Here is a 22,424-nt window from a genome sequence, read left to right on the forward strand (position 1 = left end):
AAAAAAAGAGCATGTTTGCCTAAACATGCTCTTTTTATTTATTAATAAAAAGCTTTCTTAGCTTACTGGGGCGTTCGAATAACCATAAGACGCGTCTCAGACATATCCTCTATCGCGTAGCGAATACCCTCTCGACCTAGTCCTGAATCTTTAACGCCGCCATAAGGCATGTTATCCACCCGCCAGCTAGGCACATCACCAATAACAACGCCGCCCACTTCTAGTTCATCCCAAGCTTTATGTGCTTTATAAATATCGCGAGTAAACACACCAGCTTGAAGTCCGTAACGACTGTTATTTACTTCTTTAAGCGCGTCGTCGTAGTTGTCGAAAGGCTCTAGAATAGATAGCGGACCAAACGCCTCTTCGGCACTGGCATCACAGTCTTTGGGCACGTTTTCCATAACCGTAGCTTCAAGCATTGCGCCTTCGCGAGTACCGCCACATAAGATAGATGCGCCCTTTTCTTTGGCCTCTGTAATCCAACCATGCAAACGTTCAGCTTCGCCCTCAGAAATCATGGGGCCGATGAAAGTATCTTCATTTGAAGGGTCACCAGACACCAATGCTCTTACTTTTTCTACATAGCGCGATTTAAATTCATCGTATATTTTACTATGTACTAAAAGGCGCTGAACACTGATACAGCTTTGACCAGACTGATAGTAAGCCCCAACAATCACCCGGTCGATCGCGTCTTCAATGTCAGCATCTTCATCAATTACGCAGGCTGCATTACCGCCTAGTTCCAGCACAACTGGCTTTTTACCGGCCTTTGCTTTAAGTGCCCAACCCACATCTGGAGAGCCCGTGAAGCTTAGCAGTTTTAGTCTTTCGTCTGTGGTAAACAAGTCAGCGCCATCACGGCTACACGGCAGAATTGAAAACGCCCCTTTGGGCAAATCTGTTTCTGACAATACTTCGCCAATAATTAGTGCGCCAATAGGTGTTCGCGAGGCCGGTTTAAGTACAAATGTGCAACCAGCGGCAATGGCAGGTGCCACTTTATGGGCAGCCAAGTTTAGCGGGAAGTTAAAAGGGGATATAAACGAGCACGGACCAATGGGGACTTTTTTGGTCATGCCTTGATAACCTTTTGCCCGCGCTGATATTTCTAAATTTACCGTTTCGCCATTGATACGAACCGATTCTTCTGCGGCAATTTTAAAGGTGTCTATTAATCGGGTCACTTCGCCCTTGGCATCTTTAATAGGTTTACCTGCTTCAATACACAAAGCTTGCGCCAGTTCGTCTGCGCGCTCAGTAAAGCGTTTAACACAGTGCTCTAACACTGCCTGTCTTTCAAAAGGCGCCATTGCGGCCATGGCAGGCTGCGCTTTCTCTGCCGCAGCTATGGCTTTATCAATGGTATCAGCATCAGCCATAGCAACTTTAGTCGCTACTTCGCCTGTGTATTTATTGGTTACCTCTAGGTCGGTGTTCGCGTATTCGGGTTCACTGGCTAAATAGTAGGGGTAGCTTTCCTTCAACATTTTTTAACTCCTTACCTTTTCAATACTGTGTTTTAAAGCTTGGCACTCAACTCTTTTATTGTGTGGTTTAATGTTTCGTCATTCATGCTGTAATCAACAGGGCAATCGATAATGTGCACACCTTTTGTGTTTAAACACTTATCTACCATGTGAATGAGTACGTCTGTATCGTCCACACGCCAGCCTTGAGCACCATAGCTTTGCGCATACTTAACAAAATTTGGGTTGCCATAGTCCAAACCAAATTCGTCAAACTCCATGTTTGCTTGCTTCCACTTAATCATTCCGTACGCGTCGTCACGCAAGATGATCACCACCAAGTCTAGGTTGAGCCTTACAGCTGTCTCAATTTCTTGGCTATTCATCATAAAACCACCATCGCCACATACGCTGAGTACTGGCGCCTCCGGTTTTACTAATTTAGCCGCAATGGCAGATGGTAAGCCCGCTCCCATTGAGGCAAGAGCGTTATCTAAAAGCAGGGTGTTGGGATGAAAAGCAGGATAATTACGCGCAAACCAAATTTTGTAAATACCGTTATCTAAGGTGACAATGCCGTTATCTGGCATGACCTTTCGAATATCTCTAACAAATCTTTCGGGTAAAATAGGAAAACGATTGTCATCTTCTGCTTCAGCGCGGTGTTCTACATACGCCTGATGCACATCTTTATAGAAATCTAGCTTCCAATCGTCCTGGGGGGTAATGCCTTCTTTAATTTGCCAGATGCTGTTAGCAATATCTCCAACCACTTCGAGTTGCGGGAAGTAAACAGGGTCTACGGCAGCCGAATCAAAGTTGACATGAATCACTTTTTTGTCGTTGTGATGCATGAAAAACGGCGGCTTCTCTACCACATCATGACCCACATTAATGATAAGATCAGCCCGTTCTATCGCTCGGTGCACGAAGTCGCCATCAGATAATGCCGTATTCCCGGCGAAACGCGGATCGCTTTCGTTTAGTACCCCTTTACCCATTTGAGTGGTAACAAATGGAATGCAGGTTTTATCAACAAACTCCCTGAGCATTTTCGCTGTTAGCTTTCTGTTTGCTCCGGCGCCTATAAGCAAGAGCGGAGACTGCGCTTCTTCTATCATCGTAATTGCCGAAGTAATCGCTTTATATTCAGCTATCGGTCTTCGCGTACTGCTTGGCGTTAATATCTGCGCGCTAGTTTGCTCTGCTGCTATATCTTCGGGTAGCTCAATATGTACCGCGCCGGGCCGCTCTTCAGAAGCAAGACGGAACGCTTCTCGAACCGTTGAAGGAATTCTGTCTCCACTAACAACCTGATTGGTAAATTTGGTGATAGGTCGCATCATGTCCACTATGTCGATAACTTGAAAGCGACCTTGTTTGCTGGTTTTGATTGGCTTTTGCCCAGTAATCATTAACATTGGCATGGCGCCTAACTGAGCATAGGCAGCGGGCGTGACTAAATTAGTGGCCCCAGGCCCTAAGGTCGAAAGGCACACGCCCACTTTTCCGGTAAGCCTGCCATATGTAGCAGCCATAAAACCAGCGCCTTGCTCGTGACGAGTCAGCACCAGTTTAATAGAGGACTCGCGCAACGACTCAAGTAAGTCGAGGTTTTCTTCACCTGGGATACCAAAGACGTATTCCACGCCTTCTGCTTCTAACGCTTTAACAAATAAATCGGACGCTTTCATGTGCTGCACGCTCCTTGTAATTTGAGCAGAAAATAAAGTTCTTATGAGATGTGCTACGAAACAATGCTGCGAATGGGTTTACTGTGCGTAATAAAATGCCCGTTGCTAACGGGCATGTTAAAAAATAGTGTATAGGAGAGAAAATGGAAGTCTAATCACTGATTATTATGCGCTTGTATGCGAGCAAAGAACCATCTTCGTTTTGTGACACACTAAATGTATATTCATTGTAGTCACTGCCAAACACTGTATCTTGTCCCAGCAACGTGTCTGGCTCACCCCGGTGACTATAGTCGGGATGATTGGTACAAATATCTTGGCAAAAGCTATCGGAAAAGCCAAATTGAGAAACCAATTGATCAGTGTTGTTGCGACGTATACGAAAATGAATGTGGATAGCTCGGCTGCTATACCAGCCGGGAAAACAGCTTTTTAGGTTTATTCTTCCGCTAGTATCTGTCACCGCAATACCTCTGAACCACTTCGCACTTAATGCATCCACTTCATTTCCCGTGCAAAATGCCGAATTGAATCCGCTGGCATCAGCACTATCACTGGTATCTCCTGAATAAACGCCGTCTACATCGCAATGCCATACTTCAATTTCATAACCCGATAGGGGATTACACGCTTCATCAATTAACTGAAGACACAACATCATCGGCAAACCTGTTTGCTCATATGATATGTCGTCAAGATAATCACTTTGAAAATAGCACGGGCCTTCCGTTTGAGAACCTGTGAGAGCCACACTGCATACAGAAGCAGTGTCAAATAAACTATCGTCTGGAAAGTCTGACGTCATAGCTGACGTGCCACCGCTTGCCCAACCGTCAAAATCTTCTTCAGGTTCGGCATTTGAATCGGTGTCGTTATTGGAAGATGAGGAGGTAGATGCTGTGGAACTTGCAGAGGTGGAATTAGAACCTCCACAACCCCACAACCCGATCGCAATAGGAGCCAATGTAAGTCCCACCGCTGTTTTCATAAAGCGGCGTCGTTTGAGCGGCTCTTCCGTTAATTTGTTTGATGTCATCGTACATTGCCCTTGGTTGTCTTTGCAAAAAAGACATTTAGCTAAAGGACAAGGTTCTCTTATTTACTCAAGCTTTACACTGTAAATAAGCAAAGTGAAAAAAGCGCAGGTATTTGGGTAACTAAACCTAGGTTATTCAGCACTCCATTCGGATAGCGCCTTCTGTGTTACTTTATCTACCTCATGTTTATTTTCGCTTATCCACCAGCGCTCCATGATACGAACATTTTTCTGATTGGCTTTATAGAATATATCCACGATGTCGCCAACAAATGGAATAAAACCTAAGCCAAAGTCGATTGCTGAGTTTTTTACCATTTGAGCTATTAACGCTTTGGGCATACCCAATGATTTTCCCAGCCAAACTATTCGAAGTGAAACGAAGAGCATCAGCGCGTCACCGGCTCCAGGGATAAGGCCCACGATTGAATCCAAGCCTATTTTTATCGGAATAAAAGGGAGCTTTACGGCAGTGTCCAGCAAGTTCGCCAGTTTTTGCGCTTTAAGTAATTCCTTTGGTGCTTTGCCTTCCACGACCTTATCTCCCTTTTAATTTAATCAATGCGCCACCAAGAGTGATTTCCCTATTGGTTTTTCTCGAAACGTTTGCTGTCAGCTTTTCAAACGCTACTTTTCAGCGCCCAGCGCTCTCGCTAAGCCCGCACGTAAACCGTTGTCTGATTCTACCGCCCAGCCATGTAGATTTTCTTTCACTATGTCAAAAAGCACATCTATGTGCTCTTTATCACTGTTAAGTGCCGCGATATATTCATAACGCTCACCGCCGGCTTCCATAAAGTATTCGCGATTCTCTTCACCAATTTCTTCAATGGTTTCTAAACAGTCGGCTGAAAAACCGGGGCACATAACCTGAATCGATTTAACCCCTTTTTCAGGTAATGATTTCAATGTTTCATCTGTATACGGTGTTAACCACTCTTCACGACCAAAACGAGACTGAAACGTTGTCATATACTCGTCGTGCGAGAGCCCGAGCTTTTCGGCAAGCAAACGCGATGTTTTATGGCATTCACAGTGATAAGGGTCGCCATTCATCAAGTAGCGCTTCGGAATGCCGTGATAGGACAAAATGAGTTTATCTGCGCGGCCATGTACTTCCCAGTGCGCTTTTACTTTATTGGCAAGTGCAGCAATAAAATTGTCGCGGTCGTGGTAGTGGTTAACGAAACGAAGCTCTGGGAGCCAGCGGCGCGACGTAAAATCTTTTGCAATAGCATCAAAGGTAGAGCCCGTCGTCGACGCACTGTACTGTGGATAGAGCGGAAGCACTACAAGCTTGCGTACGCCTTTTGCCAGCATAGCATCGATAGTGTCGCTTATAGCAGGTTTACCGTAGCGCATAGCAAAGTCGACAATAACATTATCGCCGTATTGTGCTTTACAACGTTCTGCTATCGCTGATGCTTGCGCTTTCGTAATAGCCATTAGCGGTGAACCTTCTTCGGTCCACACAGTAGAGTAGGCCTCTGCCGAACGCTTGGGGCGAAAGTTTAAGATGATGCCATTTAATACAAACCACCAAATCGCTTTAGGTACTTCGACCACGCGAGGGTCTGATAGAAATTCTTTCAAATATGGGCGTAGAGCCTGTTTAGTTGGCGCTTCTGGCGTCCCCAGATTCGTTACAAGAACACCAATTTTATCTGATTGCCCGTGGGTAAAGCCTTTGTTTGATTTGTATTTCATGTATTCATAGTCCGAGAAGTACTGCGCTATATCCGTATTATACTGAATTACCTTAGATTATGATCTGCTATAACGCCAAAAAACTACGATTGCACTAATAGATTTTAGGCATTAAAAAAGCGGCATATGTTTAAAAATAATATTTAAAAACACATACCGCTGTTTAACTGCCACCTAATAAATATTGTGGCAATAAAGCTAATTATTTACTTAGGGCTGATAGTAAGTGGCTGCGCCCGGACCTACCGGCATGCCAAGTAAAAATACCCAGATGTAAAATAAGATAGTCCAACCTACTATGAAGACCATAGAGTAAGGCAACATCATGGCAATAAGCGTGCCCATACCTAAGTCTTTTTTGTATCTAGCGGCCATGGCAAGGATAAGTCCAAAGTAGCTCATCATAGGTGCTATAACGTTAGTTACTGAATCACCAATACGATAAGCCGCCTGAATAACTTCTGGCGCGTACCCAATTAACATAAGCATAGGTACGAAAATAGGCGCCGTTACTGCCCACTGCGCAGATGCACTACCTAACGATAAGTTAACCACACCACACATCAATATGAATAGGATAAATACGGCTGGGCCATCTAACCCTGCCGCTTGCAATAGTGCAGCACCTTTAACGGCTAATACTGTGCCTAAGTTCGTCCATTTAAAGAACGCAACAAATTGCGCAGCGAAAAATACTAACGTTATGTAAAGACCCATAGCGCCCATGCTTTTAGACATGGCATCAATAACGTCTTTGTCATTTTTCATCGACTTAGTCACTTTACCGTAAACAAAACCTGGAATGGCAAAAGTAATGAAGATGAAGGCAACAATGCCTTTAAGGAACGGAGAGCCCGCCACTTCACCCGTTTCAGGGTGACGCAAAATACCGTTTTCAGGTACTACTGTTAACGCCAGTATTGCGCAAACCACAACAAAAGATATTCCCGCCCAACGCAGACCTTTCTTTTCTAAGTCTGTAGGCGCATCCATTGATTGCTTACCTAAATCGATTGATGCCTCAGATGGGTCAAACTTTCCCAGTCTTGGCTCTACCACTTTTTCAGTAACTAGCGCCCCCATAGTGGCCACTACAAAAGTACTGATAAACATAAAGTACCAGTTTACTTCTGGCCCAACCATGTAATCAGGGTCAATCATATGCGCTGCCGCTTCTGTTATGCCGGACAATAGTGGGTCGACCGTCCCTAACAATAGGTTTGCACTGTAACCTGCAGAAACACCTGCAAAGGCCGCCGCAAGACCGGCTAGCGGGTGGCGTCCTAGAGAGTGGAAAATCATCGCTGCAAGCGGAATGAGCACCACGTAACCGAACTCAGAGGCAGTGTTTGAAATAATGCCGGCGAAAACAATAGCAAAGGTTACAGCGCGTTTTGAAGCATTCATAACTAATGCGCGCATTGCTGCCGACAAAAGGCCCGAATGTTCAGCTACCGATACACCAAGAAGGGCAACAAGCACGGTGCCAAGTGGCGCAAACCCGGTGAAGTTAGTGACAAGCCCAGTCACTATTCGCTGCAAACCTTCTGCGCTCATTAACGATATGACTTCAATCATGCCGTCTTCTTCACGCCCCTTCGCACCAACAGGGCGAGGGTCGGCAACCGCAATGTCGAAGTAACCTAATATGCCGCTTAGTACCACTATGAAAAGTGAAAGCAGCGCAAATAATGTTACTGGGTGTGGAAGTAGATTTCCTAACCATTCCACCGTAGCGAGAAATCGCGAGAATAACCCACCTTGTCCGCCGTTATTATCGGCAGACGCTGTACTCTTGTTTTCCGTTGTCAAAATCTTCCCTCTGTCGTTTATTTACGCCTACTGCATCAAAGTTATCGCTGGGACGGCGCTAACTTCGTACTTAATGAGTGACGTGTTTTAATAATATTCAGGCGGTATTTTACCCGATTTAGTGAAAATTTGGCAGTGGATAGGGAAAATGAGAGGTAAACTCACTGTACACTTTGCCAAATTGGCCTCGTGAAATAAAAAAATAGCCTCTGTGAATCAGCAAGTTACCTTTCGAGTGGATATAAAAAAGCCAGTCTAAAAGACTGGCCTTTATATTTATAAAAACATTTGGTTTTTAGTTGCCGTTAGACTGATTCATATACTTAAAGAAGTCACTGTCAGGTGCAATTACCATAACGTCTTGTTTGCTGTTAAAGCTCTCTTTATATGCATCCATACTACGCAAGAAGCTGTAGAAATCTGCATTCTTAGAATAAGCGTCAGCGTAAATTTGAGCTGCAATCGCATCACCTTCACCACGCAATTGACGAGCATTACGCTCAGCATCTGCTAGCATTACTGTTACTTTTGCATCAATGTTAGCTTTAATTACTTCAGCTTGTTCCTGACCTTCTGAACGGTGCTCACGAGCAACAGCAGCACGCTCTGCGCGCATACGTTGGAAGATAGAGTTACTCACTTCAGTAGGTAGGTTGATTTGCTTAACGCGTACGTCAACAATTTCAATGCCTAGCTCGTCTGATGATGTAGACGCCTGTTCCATTGCTTGGTTCATTAATGCTGAACGCTCGCCAGAAACGATTTGCGCGATAGTACGTGTACCAAACTCTGAACGTAGACCATTGTTCACTTTTTGCTTTAGTAGTGCTTCGGCTTGAAGCTTATTACCGCCTGTTGATAGGTAGTAACGGGCAAAGTCTTCAATACGCCATTTAACGTAAGAATCAACGATAAGGTCTTTTTTCTCGCTTGTTACAAAGCGGTCTGGTGAACCATCTAACGTTTGAATACGCGCATCAAGCACACGTACTGAATCGATAAACGGAAGTTTAAAATGAAGACCTGGTTCGAACACTTTCGTATCGCCAGTCGCGTCGTCTCTTTGAACTTTACCAAACTGAATAACAATAGCGCGTTCGCCCTCTTTAACTGCAAACAGAGAACCTGATGCAAGCAAAACAAGAAGAACGAATGCTGCAATAAAAATATTCTTCATTATGCTTATCTCCCTTCTCTGTAGCTATCGCCACGCAAGCCTGAACTTGGCGAACTGTTGCGGCTGCGGCCATTAGCATCGGTTACTGGTGCTTGTAAGCCTTCCAGCGTGTTGCGCGTATTTTTGTTACTTGTAGATTGCTGGCGTTCCATAATTTTATCTAGCGGTAGATACATCATGTTATTGCCACCTTTGCTATCAACCATGATTTTGCTGGTATTGCTAAGTACTTCTTCCATGGTTTCAAGGTAAATACGCTCGCGAGTAACCTTAGGGGCGCGTTCGTATTGAGGAAGCAGCTCTTTAAAGCGAGCCACTTCACCTTGTGCCTCTAGCGTAACGCGCTCTTTATAGGCTTGAGCTTCTTCATTCATGCGATTGACTTGACCGCGTGCACGAGGCTCAATTTCTCTAGCATAAGCTTCTGCTTCACGAATGAAACGCTGTTCGTCTTCCTGGGCAGCGATAGCATCATCGAATGCATCTTTAACTTGCTCAGGTGGACGAGCATCACGGAAGTTCATATCAATGATAGAAACACCCATATTGTATGGTTCGATGATAGCTTGTAGTTCTTCCCATACACGCTGACGGGTTACTTCACGTCCGTCAGTCAAAACGTCATCCATTGTAGAATGACCAACCACATAACGGATAGCGCTATCAAGAGATTGACTTAAGCTTTGCTCAGGGCTTTCAACGGCAAACGTCCAACGGTATGGATCAACAACGCGAAATTGCATTTCCATTTGAACGCTCACTACGTTTTCATCTTCAGTAAGCATAGAGCCTGATGACGACTGATCGCGTATTGATTGAACATCAACAGGAATAACAGAGTCGATGAACGTAGGCGCCCAGCGAAGACCCGGCTCAACTTGTTGGTGATACTCACCAAAACGAAGGACTACGCCGCGCTCAGCTTCACGAATGGTATAAAAACCACTAATGAACCAGATCACGACAAGTAAACCTACTAGAATACCAGCACCGATGCCGCCTAGGCTTTTGCCTGAACCACCACCGTTGCCACCTGACTTTCCAAACTTACCAAATAAGTTTTTAAAAACATCGTCCAAATCTGGGGGACCTTGCTCTTTCCCACCGCGATTCTTCCACGGGTCGTTATTATTGCCACCCGGCTCATTCCAAGCCATGCTGATACTCCATAGATTACTGTTATATTTTTGAATTTTGCATGCTCAATACAGTGTTTAGCACTGCTTAATGTCGCACAACATACTCTGATATTCCGTTTTCCAGACGTTTTTCAAGCCTGTTCCAATCGGCAGTGGGCATTCTTACATCAACTACCCAGTCTCCCTGACTGTCGTATTCTTCGCTTGCAATACAGTTTAGCTCGAACAACACGCCACGCAATTGACTTTGTGCGGGTGGAATCTTCAACGTATAGTTCACCATGCTTTTAGCTAAACATTCAGTCAAAGCTTGGCTTAACAATTCCGTCCCTTCACCCGTCTGTGCAGACAACCACACTCTAACGGGAACGCCTTCGTCATTTCTTTCTATACGCGGCTGAACGTCGTCTAGTTTATCAATCTTATTACAGATTAGTAATTGTTGAATGTCACCTGCTTCAATTTCTTCAAGTACGTCGTTCACCTCATCCATGGTTTCACGGTATTTTGCATCGGCAATATCGACAACATGAAGCAGTAAATCAGCTTCTTGTGTTTCTTGAAGCGTTGCTTTAAACGCAGCAACTAGGTCGTGGGGAAGATGACGAATAAAACCAACCGTATCGGCCAAAATTGCGGGGCCAACATCTTTTAACTCGATTTTACGTAACGTAGGATCTAGCGTTGCGAACAACTGGTCAGCAGCGTAAACGTGTGAGTCGGTAATGGTGTTAAATAGCGTCGACTTTCCCGCATTCGTATAGCCAACTAAGGATACCGTTGGAATTTCAGCGCGTTTGCGCGAGCGACGACCTTGCTCACGCTGCTTTTGCACTTTTTCCAAGCGACGAAGAATGGCTTTGATACGACCACGAAGCAATCGACGGTCAGTTTCTAGCTGTGTCTCACCCGGACCGCGAAGACCAATACCACCTTTTTGACGCTCAAGGTGAGTCCATCCTCTGATGAGACGGGTTGAGATATGTCTCAACTGGGCTAGTTCAACCTGAAGCTTACCCTCGTGAGTTCGCGCGCGCTGCGCGAAAATATCGAGAATAAGCCCTGTTCTATCTAACACCCGGCATTTACACACCGCTTCTAAATTACGCTCCTGAGAAGGAGAAAGCGCGTGGTTAAAAATAACAACGTTGGCATCGTGTGCTTTTACCGCTGCTGCTATTTCCTCTGCCTTACCTGATCCGACAAAAAACTTAGCATGAGGCGCACTGCGTGACGTCGTGATGACTTCGACCGCATTTACCCCTGCTGAAGACACAAGTAATTCAAGCTCACTTAAGTCTTCTTTACTGTTCTCGTCGGAAAAATTAACATGAACAAGTACAGCCTGTTCACCGGCTTCATAACGGTCAAACAAGCGCGTTACCTTTTAAATTATTCACCTTTAGTATTTTCAGAATCTCCTGCGCTAGGCATAGTGATAGCGCGTGCTGGAACAACAGTAGAAATCGCGTGCTTATACACCATTTGGCTTACTGTGTTCTTCAGTAAAATAACGAACTGGTCGAATGATTCAACCTGCCCCTGAAGTTTAATACCGTTTACCAGATAAATTGATACTGGAATACGTTCCTTACGCAAAGCGTTCAAGAATGGGTCTTGTAAAGATTGCCCTTTAGCCATTTGATATCCTTAGTTTTTATTATTCATGATAGAAATTTCACTATCACTGCACGTCTAATGTATACCACACTCAAACATTTAAAGTGTGACTTTCGCTGTAATTTTAATCAAATTATCGTTAGCAAATGTGTCAAGCCATGTAACCTGCTCCCAGCCCCGTAACCACGTAAGCTGACGCTTGGCAAGCTGCCTTGTAGCGATAATACCTCTTTCACGCATTTCTGCGTAACTCAATTGGCCGTCTAGGTACTGCCACATTTGTCGATACCCTACTGAACGTATAGAAGGTAGATCTTCATGTAGATCACTGCGTTCATAAAGTTTCGATACTTCTTTTTCGAACCCTTGCTCTAACATCATATCGAACCGGGTCGCGATCCGTTCGTGCAACACTGCCCTGTCTGCGGGCGCTATGGCAAATTGTGCAATGTTATAAGGGCACTTTTCACCCTCTTGTTGTTGCCAATATGTCAACGTCTTGCCGGTACTTCTATACACTTCCAGTGCACGAGTAATACGCTGTGGGTCATTGGGGTGGATTCTCTCACCACTGATTGGGTCTACACCACGTAATTCATCGTGTAATTTAGACCAACCCAAGCGTTGTGCCTGCTGTGTTATATCATCTCGTATCTTTTCATCTGACTTAGGTAGTGGCGAAATTCCATTTATCAAGGCATTAAAGTACATCATTGTACCTCCAGCCAGAATTGGCACCTTGCCTCGAGCTAAAATATCGCCGATAAGCCCATTCGTATCGTTTACAAATTGCGACACCGAATAGCTATCTGCCGGGTCGATAATATCAATTAAGTGGTGCACTACCCCCGCTTGCTCTTCCTGCGTCGGCTTCGCTGTGCCAATATCCATGCCTTTGTATACAAGGGCTGAATCTACACTAATTACTTCACTATCGACCTGAACTGCTATATCTAACGCCAACCCCGTCTTGCCTGACGCTGTGGGGCCCATAATTGCTATTACAGGTAATGCAGAATTTATGCCATTGGACACGTTATTCTCCCCACACATCTAGCACTAAATTTAAGGGGCGCACTTTAGCAAATTGCTCAATAATTTCCCATTGTTTCGCTTCGCTTTGCTGATCCAACCAGTACCAGAGCATATTTGATACATCGTCGTCGAACACTTGCTCTTTTAAAACGAGCGATGACATCGCACCTTCAAAAGAATCTAATTCACCGCTACCCTTGATGGATAAAAAGGATTCAAACCATTTTAGCCAAGGTAAATGCCTTGTTCCGGCAGGCACCTGCTGCAAGCGGTACTTTCCAGCTACCTTGTTAATTTCAAAATGCGATGCGTTTAATAATTCGACAAGCTTTTCATCCACATTTTCAAGTGAAACGGCGACAGGCATCAATAGCGGCTGCCCATGCTTCGCTTTTAAAAATAGTTCGCTTAACCAGATACTTGCAACTTTAGTTGCAAAAAGAAGGTAAATTTTTTCTGATTTTGGGTAAATTCTACACAAGGGAGAAAGATTAACGTGAGCATGAGCCCGCTGTTCGCCGTTATCACTATCGGCGATGTTACTATTTGGCGTCATTAAGGCGTTATAACTAGATTGATAAGCCGCGCCTGGCCCTCGACTTTGCCCTCTGCCTTGCAAAAGCTTAGCGCCGCCGCCCCCACTAAAGCTTCCCGCTGACGAAGGTTTCGCACTGCCGGGATATTGACCGTTACTCTGCGTATCATTTTGCGAATATGCCCCCGCAGGATAATGAGAGGTTTCATTAAAAGCGCGTGCGTTATCAGGCGTTTGTTCTTGTAGGGGCCTAATGTAGTCGTGTTCTACCTGTGTAGCCATGAAATCAGAGCCCGAAGCGCGATTTGTATCTATTCCTGTCAGTGGCTGCTCGTCGGTCATGGCGTGTAGTGCATCACTCACCGTTTTACAGATAAAGTCATGCACCAGCCTGCCTTGCTGAAACCTAACTTCGTGCTTAGCAGGATGAACATTCACATCAACATCTTTAGGATTAACATCTAAATACACCACAAAGCTCGGTTGCTCGATAACGCCCCAGACGCTTTCATACGCTTGCCGGATAGCATGCATAATAAGCTTGTCGCGCATGCCCCTACCGTTCACAAAACTAAACTGGCAATCATTGCTGCTGCGCAACATAGCTTCGTTGCCGAGCCATGCGTCTATGTGAAGACCTTCATATTCCGTATTTATGTGCACAGCATTTTGAACAAACTTCTGCCCAACTACGGCGCCTATCCGTGTTTGTAAGCTGCCTTCTTTGTCGGCGATAAAGCGCTTAATCACTTTGTCGTTGTGCTTTAAAACAAAAGAAACTTTGGGGTAACTTAACGCAATACGCTTAATAACGTCTTCGATATGCTGAAATTCGGTTTTTTCAGTGCGTAAAAACTTACGTCTTGCTGGCGTGTTGTAAAACAGGTCTGCTACATCAATGGTGGTGCCAACAGGGTGGGCCGCTGGCTGAATATTTACCGCCATTTCCCTGCCCTCACAATACGCCTGCCATGCCTCGGCTTGAGACTCTGTTCGAGATGTCAGAGTCAACCTACTCACCGAACTAATACTAGCAAGTGCTTCACCGCGAAAACCAAGGGACAAAATTTGTTCTAAGTCATCAAGGGTAGTAATTTTACTTGTCGCATGGCGACTCAATGCCAACTGCAGTTCACTTTTTACAATGCCTGACCCATTGTCTTTTATTCGAATGCGCTTGTGGCCGCCTTTTTCAATATCGATCTCTATTTTGGTAGCGCCGGCATCGAGGCTGTTTTCCAGCAGTCTCTTTCACGACAGAGGCAGGTCGTTCAACCACTTCACCAGCGGCAATTTGGTTAGCGAGTTGGGGAGATAAAAGCTGTATAGGCAAAGGGCTACCCTATGATAATAACTGTATGGATTGGTGGCGATACAACATGTAAGTGCAACGAGCGCTGAAAAAGCCGATGAAACAAAACCCGGGTTTATGTTCTCGGAATATTTAGTACCTGCCCAACGCGTACAACATCACTTGAGAGATCATTAGCTGCTTTAATGCTGCTTACTTTCACGTTATAGCGCTGTGCCAATAGTGAAAGCGACTCGCCGCTTCTTACTTTGTGCGTACGGTTGTTCGCCCTTTCTTGTGCCCATAGTGTACCATCAGGGGGAACTTGCTTGAAGTAACGCTTAGTCGCATTAAACATTGCATTCGCTAAGCGTTCGCGATGTTTAGACCAGTTTAGGTTTTTCTCTTCTTGCGGGTTCGATATAAAACCAACTTCAACCAAAATTGAAGGGATATCGGGCGCAGTTAACACGGCAAAGCTTGCAGCTTGTGGCTTTCTTTTATGAAGACTGGTCACTTGCTTTAGTTCTTCTACCACTTTATTGCCTAAGTCATGACTAGTCGCCATGCTGTGATCCATAGATAAGCCCAGAATAGTTTCCGTAAGGTATCTTTCGCTAGATTTATCATTAATGACTTCAGCAGCTCCGCCTAACAGCTCAGAGTGACGCTCTGATTTTTCTAACCAACGGCCTAGTTCGGTGTCAGCTCTGCGCGTTGAGAGTACCCATACCGAGCCGCCTCGCGGTTGTGGCTGACTAAACGCATCGGCGTGGATAGAGATAAGTAAGTCGGCTTTTTTCTCTCTGGCAATTTCAGGGCGACGGTTAGGTGATACATAATAGTCACTGCCGCGTGTCATTATTGCACGCATACCGGGTTCCCGATTGATCTTGCTTTCAAGCTTTTTGGCTATGCTCAACGTGATATGCTTTTCATATGTTCCTGCGGGCCCAACTGAGCCTGGGTCATGTCCACCGTGCCCAGCATCAATGGCGACAATAATATCTCTATCACGTGCGCTACTTTTATCGTCAATCACTACTGAGCCCGTTGATGTCGATGCCGACAGTGTTGCGGATGTTTTAGGTGCACTGTCGGGCAAATCAACCACAAGCCTGTGCCCAAGAGAGCCGTCGGGCGTTACAGCAAACAACGAGGGCTTTGTATTTCTGTTAAGTTCGACAACTATCCTAGCAGATGACTTATTTTTAGGCGTTGAATAGCGCAGCTTTTTGATTAAATCTCCGCTATTTTCTAAGCCTGAAAGCTTTGCTGAATCGCTGGTATTTTTAAGATCGATAACCAGTCTAAGGGGATTTTTGAGGGTGAAATAGGTGAATTCTGGCGCGGCTTTCATATCGAAAACGACACGTGTATTGTCCGGCGACGGCCATATCCTTACTCCGTCGATGTTATTTTGTGCGCCGTGTGCAAACTGCACTACGAAACACAAGAATAATACCGAAACTATACTGCGCACCATAATTAGCCTTTTTGTTATTGTCATGCCGCTCTCGTAAACGTCGGAGCCACTAATTGTTCAATGTCTCTTTCAGCTCAAATATTCGCTACACGCGTTTGCATTGCTGAAGCAATTTAGCACCGTGGGCACTTTTCGCTTCCAAATTGAACTGCCTACCCGCTGGTGTAATATTTATACTAATCACTAAGTCTGGGGATGCCAAGTATTCGCCGCCTTTTTCCGACCATTCAATAAGCGCGATTGCCCCGGAGCCGAAGTAATCTCGAATTCCCATGAACTCTAGTTCTTCCGGATCGGCCAAGCGATACAAATCGAAATGATAAATATTGACGCTATCCAACTCATAAGGTTCAACCAATGTATAGGTTGGACTTTTAACGCTACCTGAATGACCTAGGGACTGAATAAAATAACGGCTAAATGTTGTTTTCCCTGCCCCTAAGTCGCCGTCAAGATAAATAACAGCATCGGTAGGGAGTTGACTCGAAACCGCTTGCGCTAAATCCCTGGCAAGCTGAGCAGTATCATCTACTTCATTAGCAAAAAAAGAGGTATGCGGGTAAGACATCAACAATATTCCACAGTAGTATAAAGAAACACAGTAGATGCCTGCCCGTTTAAGACAAAACCAACCTATTTAGTGGTTGATAAGCGCACGTACTGCGTCGAACAAATCACTCGCTATCATACCACGTTGACCATACAGTTGGGCAATATCATCACCAGCCTTAGCATGAAGCACTACGCCATATTTTGCTGCAATATCTGTTTCAACGCCTTGCGCAAGCAGTGCGCCTAAAATTCCGCTTAGCACATCACCACTTCCTGCCGTTGCCATGCCGGGGTTACCGTGACGGCAAACCCAGGTTTTCTTTTCATTGTCGATAAGTGTGCCTGCCCCTTTCAGTACACAAACGGCGTGATATCGCTGTGAACATTGTCTTGCATAGTTGAAACGATCGCTCTCTACATCGTCAATAGAAACACCCAGTAAGCGCGCAGCTTCACCCGCGTGAGGCGTTAATATACTGTCTGACAAGGTGTACGCTGTGGACTGTTGGCACAAAAGATTGAGCGCGTCAGCATCGACAACTACAGGCTTATTCTGATTTTGGCAATGTTTCATTGTGGTTTCGAATGCTTCTTTGGCCCATTCATCTTGCCCAAGACCTGGCCCGATAACTACGCAAGTCGCCCAAGCTAATGCATCTTCCAAATTGAAGTCGGTCACCATAAGTTCAGGTCTGCCTGCACTTACCTGAACTACCGACGATTCATGGGTATACACTCGAACCATACCCGCGCCACTTCGAAGGGCCGCTTCGCTGGCAAGTCGAATTGCCCCTGCAGTACCTCGGTTTCCGCCAATGCATAACAGTCGCCCGTAAGTGCCTTTGTGGCTGTTGATCTCCCGAGGACCCATTCCCTTGAAGTGATCGATATTCAGCATGGTCGCGCTAGCTTTGGCTAATGCTTGGAAGGCTTTACCTATACCCAAATCAGCGTAAACCAATTTGCCGCATGATTGTTTGCCCGCACCTGTGACAAGCCCGGGCTTTATACCCACAAAGGTCACCGTTATATCAGCCTGAACACAGCGTCCTAGACTTTGACCTGTGTTAGCATCTAGTCCTGAGGGCACATCCACGCTCACCACGGGGGTCGATGACGAGTTTACGGCATCGATAACATCAGCAAACTCATTGCGTATATAACTGTTAATACCTGTACCAAGAAGCGCATCAATAACTACATCTGATTTGTCCAATAACGCCGCATCAAACCCATTAACGCTGCCGCCAGCATCAAGCCAGCGCTGCTGTGCTTTACCCGCATCGCCGTCGAGAGTACGTTCAGGCTCTACCGCACATAGGTGAACTTGCTTACCCGCGAGTTTTGCGTTGATTGCTGCAATGTAGCCATCGCCCGCATTATTACCTTGGCCCACCAATACTAAATAAACGTCTGAATTAGGCATTAGCTCTAAGCATTGTTTAAATACCACGTCACCGGCTCTTTGCATTAAGGTGAACATATCACAGCCAGAGTCGGCGGCGGCTTGCCCTTCATTTTCCCTAACCTGATCGGCCCGAAATAGTTTGTATGATAAACTTGACGTTAATTGAGTATCTAGCATAAGCAAATGTCCGAAATTAGTTCTATCGACCTTGTTGAATTGACCAACAATATCAAGGCTTGGGGTACAGCGCTAGGCTTTCAACAGGTTGGCATCAGCGATATTGATCTACATCAGCACGAGTCACGCCTACAGGAATGGTTAGACAATGGCTACCACGGTGATATGGCCTTTATGGAAAGCCATGGGATGAAGCGTGCCCGGCCAGATGAACTGGTTCCAGGTACATTGCGTGTAATCAGTGTTCGCATGAATTACTTACCTCCTGATGCCTCGTTTGCTAAGCATTTGAAGAATCCAGAAATAGGCTATATCAGCCGCTATGCGTTAGGCCGTGACTACCACAAAGTGTTACGTAAGCGCTTAAAGCTGCTCGGCGAAAAAATAACCACCTCCCTTGCGCATACCCAATACCGCCCGTTTGTGGATTCAGCACCAGTTCTGGAACACGCCATCGCCGAAAAAGCGGGTATTGGCTGGACCGGTAAGCACAGCCTGACACTTAATAAAGAAGCGGGCTCTTGGTTCTTCCTAGGTGAGCTTTTTATTAATTTACCGCTGCCAGTGGATGCCCCTATCGAAGAAGGCTGTGGAAGCTGCACAGCGTGTTTGACTATATGCCCCACGAACGCGATTGTAGCCCCCTATAAAGTGGACGGTCGACGCTGTATATCATACCTCACCATTGAGTCGGATAAGGATATACCCGAAGACTTACGACCAAAAATGGGCAATCGTATTTACGGCTGTGATGATTGTCAGCTTGTCTGTCCTTGGAATCGTTTCGCCGATATCACTAGCGAAGAAGACTTTCATCCTAGGCAGGTATTGCATGGTCAAAGTCTTAACGATTTGTTTAGTTGGTCTGAAGAAACCTTTTTACGCAATACCGAAGGCTCGCCTATCAGACGTATCGGCTTTGAGAAATGGCAGAGAAACATCGCCGTGGCGTTAGGCAATGCCCCCTATAATGAAGATAGTATTCAACTTTTAGAAGAAAGACGGGGCTGTGTAAGCGACTTAGTAGATAGGCACATTGATTGGGCTATTGCGCAACAGCAAAGCAAACAACAGGCCTCTAGCGCCGACAGTAGACAGCAAGCTCGACTTATTCGCGTTGTTGAAAAAGGCTTACCTAGAGACGCATAGGATTTGAATGTAAATTCAAGCAATAAACCTAAGGTTAAAGGCTATCCCGCAGATGTTATTTGGGCTGATGCAATTTGGTTGTCCGAGTCAGACTGAACACTATTTTGATTTTGCTCTTGGGCACGGCTTCGATTTTGCACGCGAGCGCTTGGCAACTGTGAAGCAACAAAAGAAACATTGAGTCTTAGGCCGCGCTGTGCAACCTCAGTAGTAATAGTCGGTGAGCCAAATTGCCACCATGGTTCTCTCTCTAACGCTTCTATAACCAAAGATAATTCGGTTTCAGAGCCATCGTACTCTCCGGTTATTTCGCAAAGCCCATTTCCACATTTTACCGTTTCCAACACAAAGCGTTCTTTGTTAGGAGGTAAAGCAAAAAAGGTATTGAGTGACCCCTCTGTTTTCATATAAAACGGGTCAAGAGTCCCAGGTTGAACACTATCAGTTGCCTGTACGCTAGCTTGCTCTTCATCAACAACACTTATTCCAGAGTTAGTTGTTGCGACTTCGTTCTTTACTAACTTAGCGGCAGGCTTAATGACTTTAAGTTCACTGGTTTCCGTGGCGCGAGAGCGCGCTAACACACTGGTTAGTCGCTCTTTCTCTGCATTGGATTCACTGAGTTGGTGTTGATAGCCAGAGAATTTATACCCCGCTACCAATGCAAACGCTATCAGCAACAACACAAGCCACGCTTTCATTCCACTTCCTTTATTGAAGTCGCTTACTTGTGATATTGCTTACTAAGGTCGTGCACCGCGTTAACAAACACGCCGGCGTTTTCAGGTGGTACGTCTAAATGAATTCCGTGGCCTAAATTAAATACGTGACCGCTTCCTTCGCCGTAGCCTTCTAAAATAGACGCCACTTCCTGTTCAATTCTTTGCGGCTGAGCGTATAACATAGAAGGGTCCATGTTGCCCTGAAGCGCGACTTTATCGCCAATACGTGCTCGAGCTTCTTTAATATCGATAGTCCAATCTAAACCTACTGCGTCACAACCTGTTGCCGCAATCGACTCAAGCCACATACCACCGTTTTTAGTGAACAAGGTAACAGGCACTTTACGACCTTCATTTTCACGGGTTAGCCCACTTACGATGCGCTCCATGTATTGAAGCGAGAACTCTTTATAGTCACGAGGAGACAATACGCCGCCCCAGGTATCAAATACCATGACTGACTGCGCGCCCGCTGCGATTTGAGCATTGAGGTACTCAGTTACCGAGTCGGCTAGTTTGGCTAACAATGCGTGCAGCGTGGCTGGCTCCGCGAATGCCATTTTTTTAATTTTGGTAAAGGCCTTACTTGAACCACCTTCGATCATATAGGTGGCTAGTGTCCAAGGGCTTCCAGAAAAGCCAATTAGTGGTACCTCACCTTTTAGCTCTCGGCGAATGGTGCGAACAGCATTCATTACATACTGCAGCTCACCTTCTGGATCCGGCAGACCAATTTTATCTACGTCCGCTTTGCATGTGATTGGATTTTTAAAACGTGGACCTTCACCTGTCTCGAAGTAAAGACCAAGCCCCATTGCATCTGGGATAGTCAAAATATCAGAGAAAAGAATAGCAGCATCAAGAGGAAAGCGGCGTAAAGGCTGCAGCGTTACTTCACAGGCAAGCTCTGCATTTTTGCATAACGACATAAAGTCGCCTGCTACTGCACGGGTCGCTTTATACTCTGGAAGGTAACGTCCTGCTTGTCGCATCATCCATACAGGTGTCATATCAACCGGCTGCTTAAGTAATGCACGTAAGTAACGATCATTCTTCAACGCGGGCTTATCAACACTGGGGAAATTTTGCGACATATAACTCACCTAAATAACTGTATATATTTGAACCGCGGAGTATACCAGCATTCTGAACAAGGTGTGCTAAAACCTGAATTAAAAAGTCGATGTTTTAATGACAAATCGACGTAGTGTCGATAATTAAAGACGAACATTCCTTGTACATTGTTTAAAAAGTAACTTGCACTTAAAGTGAGTGTTTGCTATTACTATAACCGTTAAACAAAAGAAGCCCTTTATGGGACCGTGCTAAACGTATTGAAACCCTGCTTCGGCAGGGTTTTTTATTTGTCTCCGATGAGAGACACTGTTTTCTCGATTAGCTGCCCAGCGATAGACACTTTAGGCGGAATAGTCGGCAGTGCATCCACTTCGAACCACTGTGCGTCATCTATCTCGTTTTCTTGGCAACGAATTTCTCCGCCATCATACTCAGCAATAAAACCTACCATAAGAGAGTGAGGAAACGGCCAAGGCTGGCTGTTGTAGTAACGCAAGTTTTTAACTTTTACACCAACCTCTTCAAATACTTCTCGATGGACGGCTTGCTCTAAACTCTCCCCGCTTTCAACAAAGCCGGCAAGGGTCGAATACATATTAGACTCCTTGTGGCGAACCCCTTTTGCTAATAGTATTTTTTCATTGTTGTGAATAGAAACGATAATACATGGGGACACCCTTGGATAGGTGCGATGCTGACAGCGGTAACACTGCATAGCCATCTCCCAATCTACACGCTCGGTTTTCGCACCGCACTGGCCACAAAACTGGTGTGTCCGCAAAAAGTGAATGTATTGCCAAGCTCTACCAATAACAGAAAAAGCAATGTCGTATTCTGCAAACAAAAGTTGTCTAAGCGATACTTTTTCCCAACCGGGTTCATCTATGTGTTCAGCGCCGAAATCTACAACAAAGACAGGTAATTCTCTGTGTGCTGTTTCGTTTAGCGGCGGGAGTTGATGTATTTCGTTAACATATGACGCTAGGAAAGGAATTTCACTCAGATAAGCAACGGGAATAGACTCTGATGATTCTTGTACTAGCACTTTTCCACGACTAAAAACCACCCACATCGCCTGCTGGGAGGACAACTTTCCTTCATCTAACTTTATCATCATCTTGTGTTACTCCTACGCTTCTGTACTTCATAATACACTAGGGCTGATAAAGGTTACTGTACATTCTGACCAAAATTTGTAAATTCAGGACAAATAACCCGTCCACTGCGTGTTAGTCTGCCTTAGCACCATGTTTTTACTGCAAACTTTTTCGTGCAAAATTTGTGTCGCTAGTGCACGGTGTTATACTGAAACTTATTGTCGCTAAACGGGTAGCA

Annotated in this window: 18 protein-coding genes and 1 pseudogene; 1 reads left to right on the plus strand and 18 read right to left on the minus strand. The window is 45.3% G+C overall.

What is annotated here, in order from left to right; genetic code table 11:
- Positions 1 to 62: 62 nt before the first annotated feature.
- The 15 genes and pseudogenes from ACYX4W_RS01850 to ACYX4W_RS01920 form a co-directional block, all read right to left on the minus strand.
- Entirely contained in the window at positions 63 to 1,493 is a 1,431-nt protein-coding gene (locus ACYX4W_RS01850) for an aldehyde dehydrogenase family protein (RefSeq protein WP_474804094.1), read from the minus strand.
- 32 nt (positions 1,494 to 1,525) lie between these two features.
- Positions 1,526 to 3,166: an acetolactate synthase large subunit gene (locus tag ACYX4W_RS01855; protein ID WP_476074518.1), complete on the minus strand. Its 1,641-nt coding sequence runs from the start codon at positions 3,164 to 3,166 to the stop codon at positions 1,526 to 1,528.
- 151 nt (positions 3,167 to 3,317) lie between these two features.
- Complete coding sequence (locus ACYX4W_RS01860) at positions 3,318 to 4,202, minus strand: dioxygenase family protein (protein ID WP_474804090.1); 885 nt, start codon at positions 4,200 to 4,202, stop codon at positions 3,318 to 3,320.
- Positions 4,203 to 4,334: 132 nt separating this feature from the next.
- Positions 4,335 to 4,736, minus strand: coding sequence for a DUF4112 domain-containing protein (locus ACYX4W_RS01865; protein WP_474804088.1), 402 nt, complete (start codon positions 4,734 to 4,736; stop codon positions 4,335 to 4,337).
- 93 nt (positions 4,737 to 4,829) lie between these two features.
- A complete protein-coding gene (gene hemH / locus ACYX4W_RS01870; RefSeq protein ID WP_474804086.1) occupies positions 4,830 to 5,909 on the minus strand; it encodes a ferrochelatase in 1,080 nt (359 codons plus the stop codon).
- Between the two features lie 210 nt (positions 5,910 to 6,119).
- Complete coding sequence (locus ACYX4W_RS01875; protein WP_476074519.1) at positions 6,120 to 7,721, minus strand: AbgT family transporter; 1,602 nt, start codon at positions 7,719 to 7,721, stop codon at positions 6,120 to 6,122.
- A 295-nt stretch (positions 7,722 to 8,016) separates the two neighbouring features.
- Entirely contained in the window at positions 8,017 to 8,898 is an 882-nt protein-coding gene (hflC, locus tag ACYX4W_RS01880; protein ID WP_474804081.1) for a protease modulator HflC, read from the minus strand.
- Positions 8,899 to 8,903: 5 nt separating this feature from the next.
- Complete coding sequence (gene hflK, locus ACYX4W_RS01885; protein ID WP_474804079.1) at positions 8,904 to 10,055, minus strand: FtsH protease activity modulator HflK; 1,152 nt, start codon at positions 10,053 to 10,055, stop codon at positions 8,904 to 8,906.
- 67 nt (positions 10,056 to 10,122) lie between these two features.
- Positions 10,123 to 11,412 (minus strand): ribosome rescue GTPase HflX, encoded by a 1,290-nt coding sequence (hflX, locus tag ACYX4W_RS01890; protein ID WP_474804077.1) that lies wholly within the window; start codon positions 11,410 to 11,412, stop codon positions 10,123 to 10,125.
- 17 nt (positions 11,413 to 11,429) lie between these two features.
- A complete protein-coding gene (gene hfq, locus ACYX4W_RS01895; RefSeq protein ID WP_014951092.1) occupies positions 11,430 to 11,678 on the minus strand; it encodes an RNA chaperone Hfq in 249 nt (82 codons plus the stop codon).
- A gap of 78 nt (positions 11,679 to 11,756) precedes the next feature.
- Positions 11,757 to 12,650 carry a tRNA (adenosine(37)-N6)-dimethylallyltransferase MiaA gene (gene miaA / locus ACYX4W_RS01900; protein ID WP_476075429.1) on the minus strand — a complete coding sequence of 298 codons (894 nt, stop codon included), beginning with the start codon at positions 12,648 to 12,650 and terminating at the stop codon, positions 11,757 to 11,759.
- Between the two features lie 43 nt (positions 12,651 to 12,693).
- Positions 12,694 to 14,560 (minus strand): annotated as a pseudogene (gene mutL / locus ACYX4W_RS01905) (DNA mismatch repair endonuclease MutL).
- Between the two features lie 94 nt (positions 14,561 to 14,654).
- Entirely contained in the window at positions 14,655 to 16,004 is a 1,350-nt protein-coding gene (locus ACYX4W_RS01910; RefSeq protein ID WP_476056412.1) for an N-acetylmuramoyl-L-alanine amidase, read from the minus strand.
- A gap of 85 nt (positions 16,005 to 16,089) precedes the next feature.
- On the minus strand, positions 16,090 to 16,572 hold the full coding sequence (tsaE, locus tag ACYX4W_RS01915) for a tRNA (adenosine(37)-N6)-threonylcarbamoyltransferase complex ATPase subunit type 1 TsaE (RefSeq protein ID WP_476055586.1): 483 nt from the start codon (positions 16,570 to 16,572) through the stop codon (positions 16,090 to 16,092).
- Positions 16,573 to 16,641: 69 nt separating this feature from the next.
- Complete coding sequence (locus tag ACYX4W_RS01920) at positions 16,642 to 18,141, minus strand: NAD(P)H-hydrate dehydratase (RefSeq protein WP_476074520.1); 1,500 nt, start codon at positions 18,139 to 18,141, stop codon at positions 16,642 to 16,644.
- A 6-nt stretch (positions 18,142 to 18,147) separates the two neighbouring features.
- Between ACYX4W_RS01920 and queG the strand changes: the two genes are divergently transcribed.
- Positions 18,148 to 19,290, plus strand: a complete 1,143-nt coding sequence (gene queG / locus ACYX4W_RS01925; protein ID WP_476055584.1) for a tRNA epoxyqueuosine(34) reductase QueG — start codon at positions 18,148 to 18,150, stop codon at positions 19,288 to 19,290.
- A gap of 41 nt (positions 19,291 to 19,331) precedes the next feature.
- On the opposite strand, the gene ACYX4W_RS01930 is transcribed toward queG, so the two are convergent.
- From ACYX4W_RS01930 to nudC, 3 genes are all read right to left on the minus strand, one after another.
- On the minus strand, positions 19,332 to 19,991 hold the full coding sequence (locus ACYX4W_RS01930) for a hypothetical protein (protein ID WP_476055583.1): 660 nt from the start codon (positions 19,989 to 19,991) through the stop codon (positions 19,332 to 19,334).
- Positions 19,992 to 20,014: 23 nt separating this feature from the next.
- Complete coding sequence (hemE, locus tag ACYX4W_RS01935) at positions 20,015 to 21,106, minus strand: uroporphyrinogen decarboxylase (RefSeq protein ID WP_179984851.1); 1,092 nt, start codon at positions 21,104 to 21,106, stop codon at positions 20,015 to 20,017.
- A 266-nt stretch (positions 21,107 to 21,372) separates the two neighbouring features.
- Positions 21,373 to 22,206 carry an NAD(+) diphosphatase gene (nudC, locus tag ACYX4W_RS01940; RefSeq protein WP_474804058.1) on the minus strand — a complete coding sequence of 278 codons (834 nt, stop codon included), beginning with the start codon at positions 22,204 to 22,206 and terminating at the stop codon, positions 21,373 to 21,375.
- Positions 22,207 to 22,424: the final 218 nt, after the last annotated feature.

The organism is Alteromonas sp. ABH4_454, assembly GCF_056311775.1.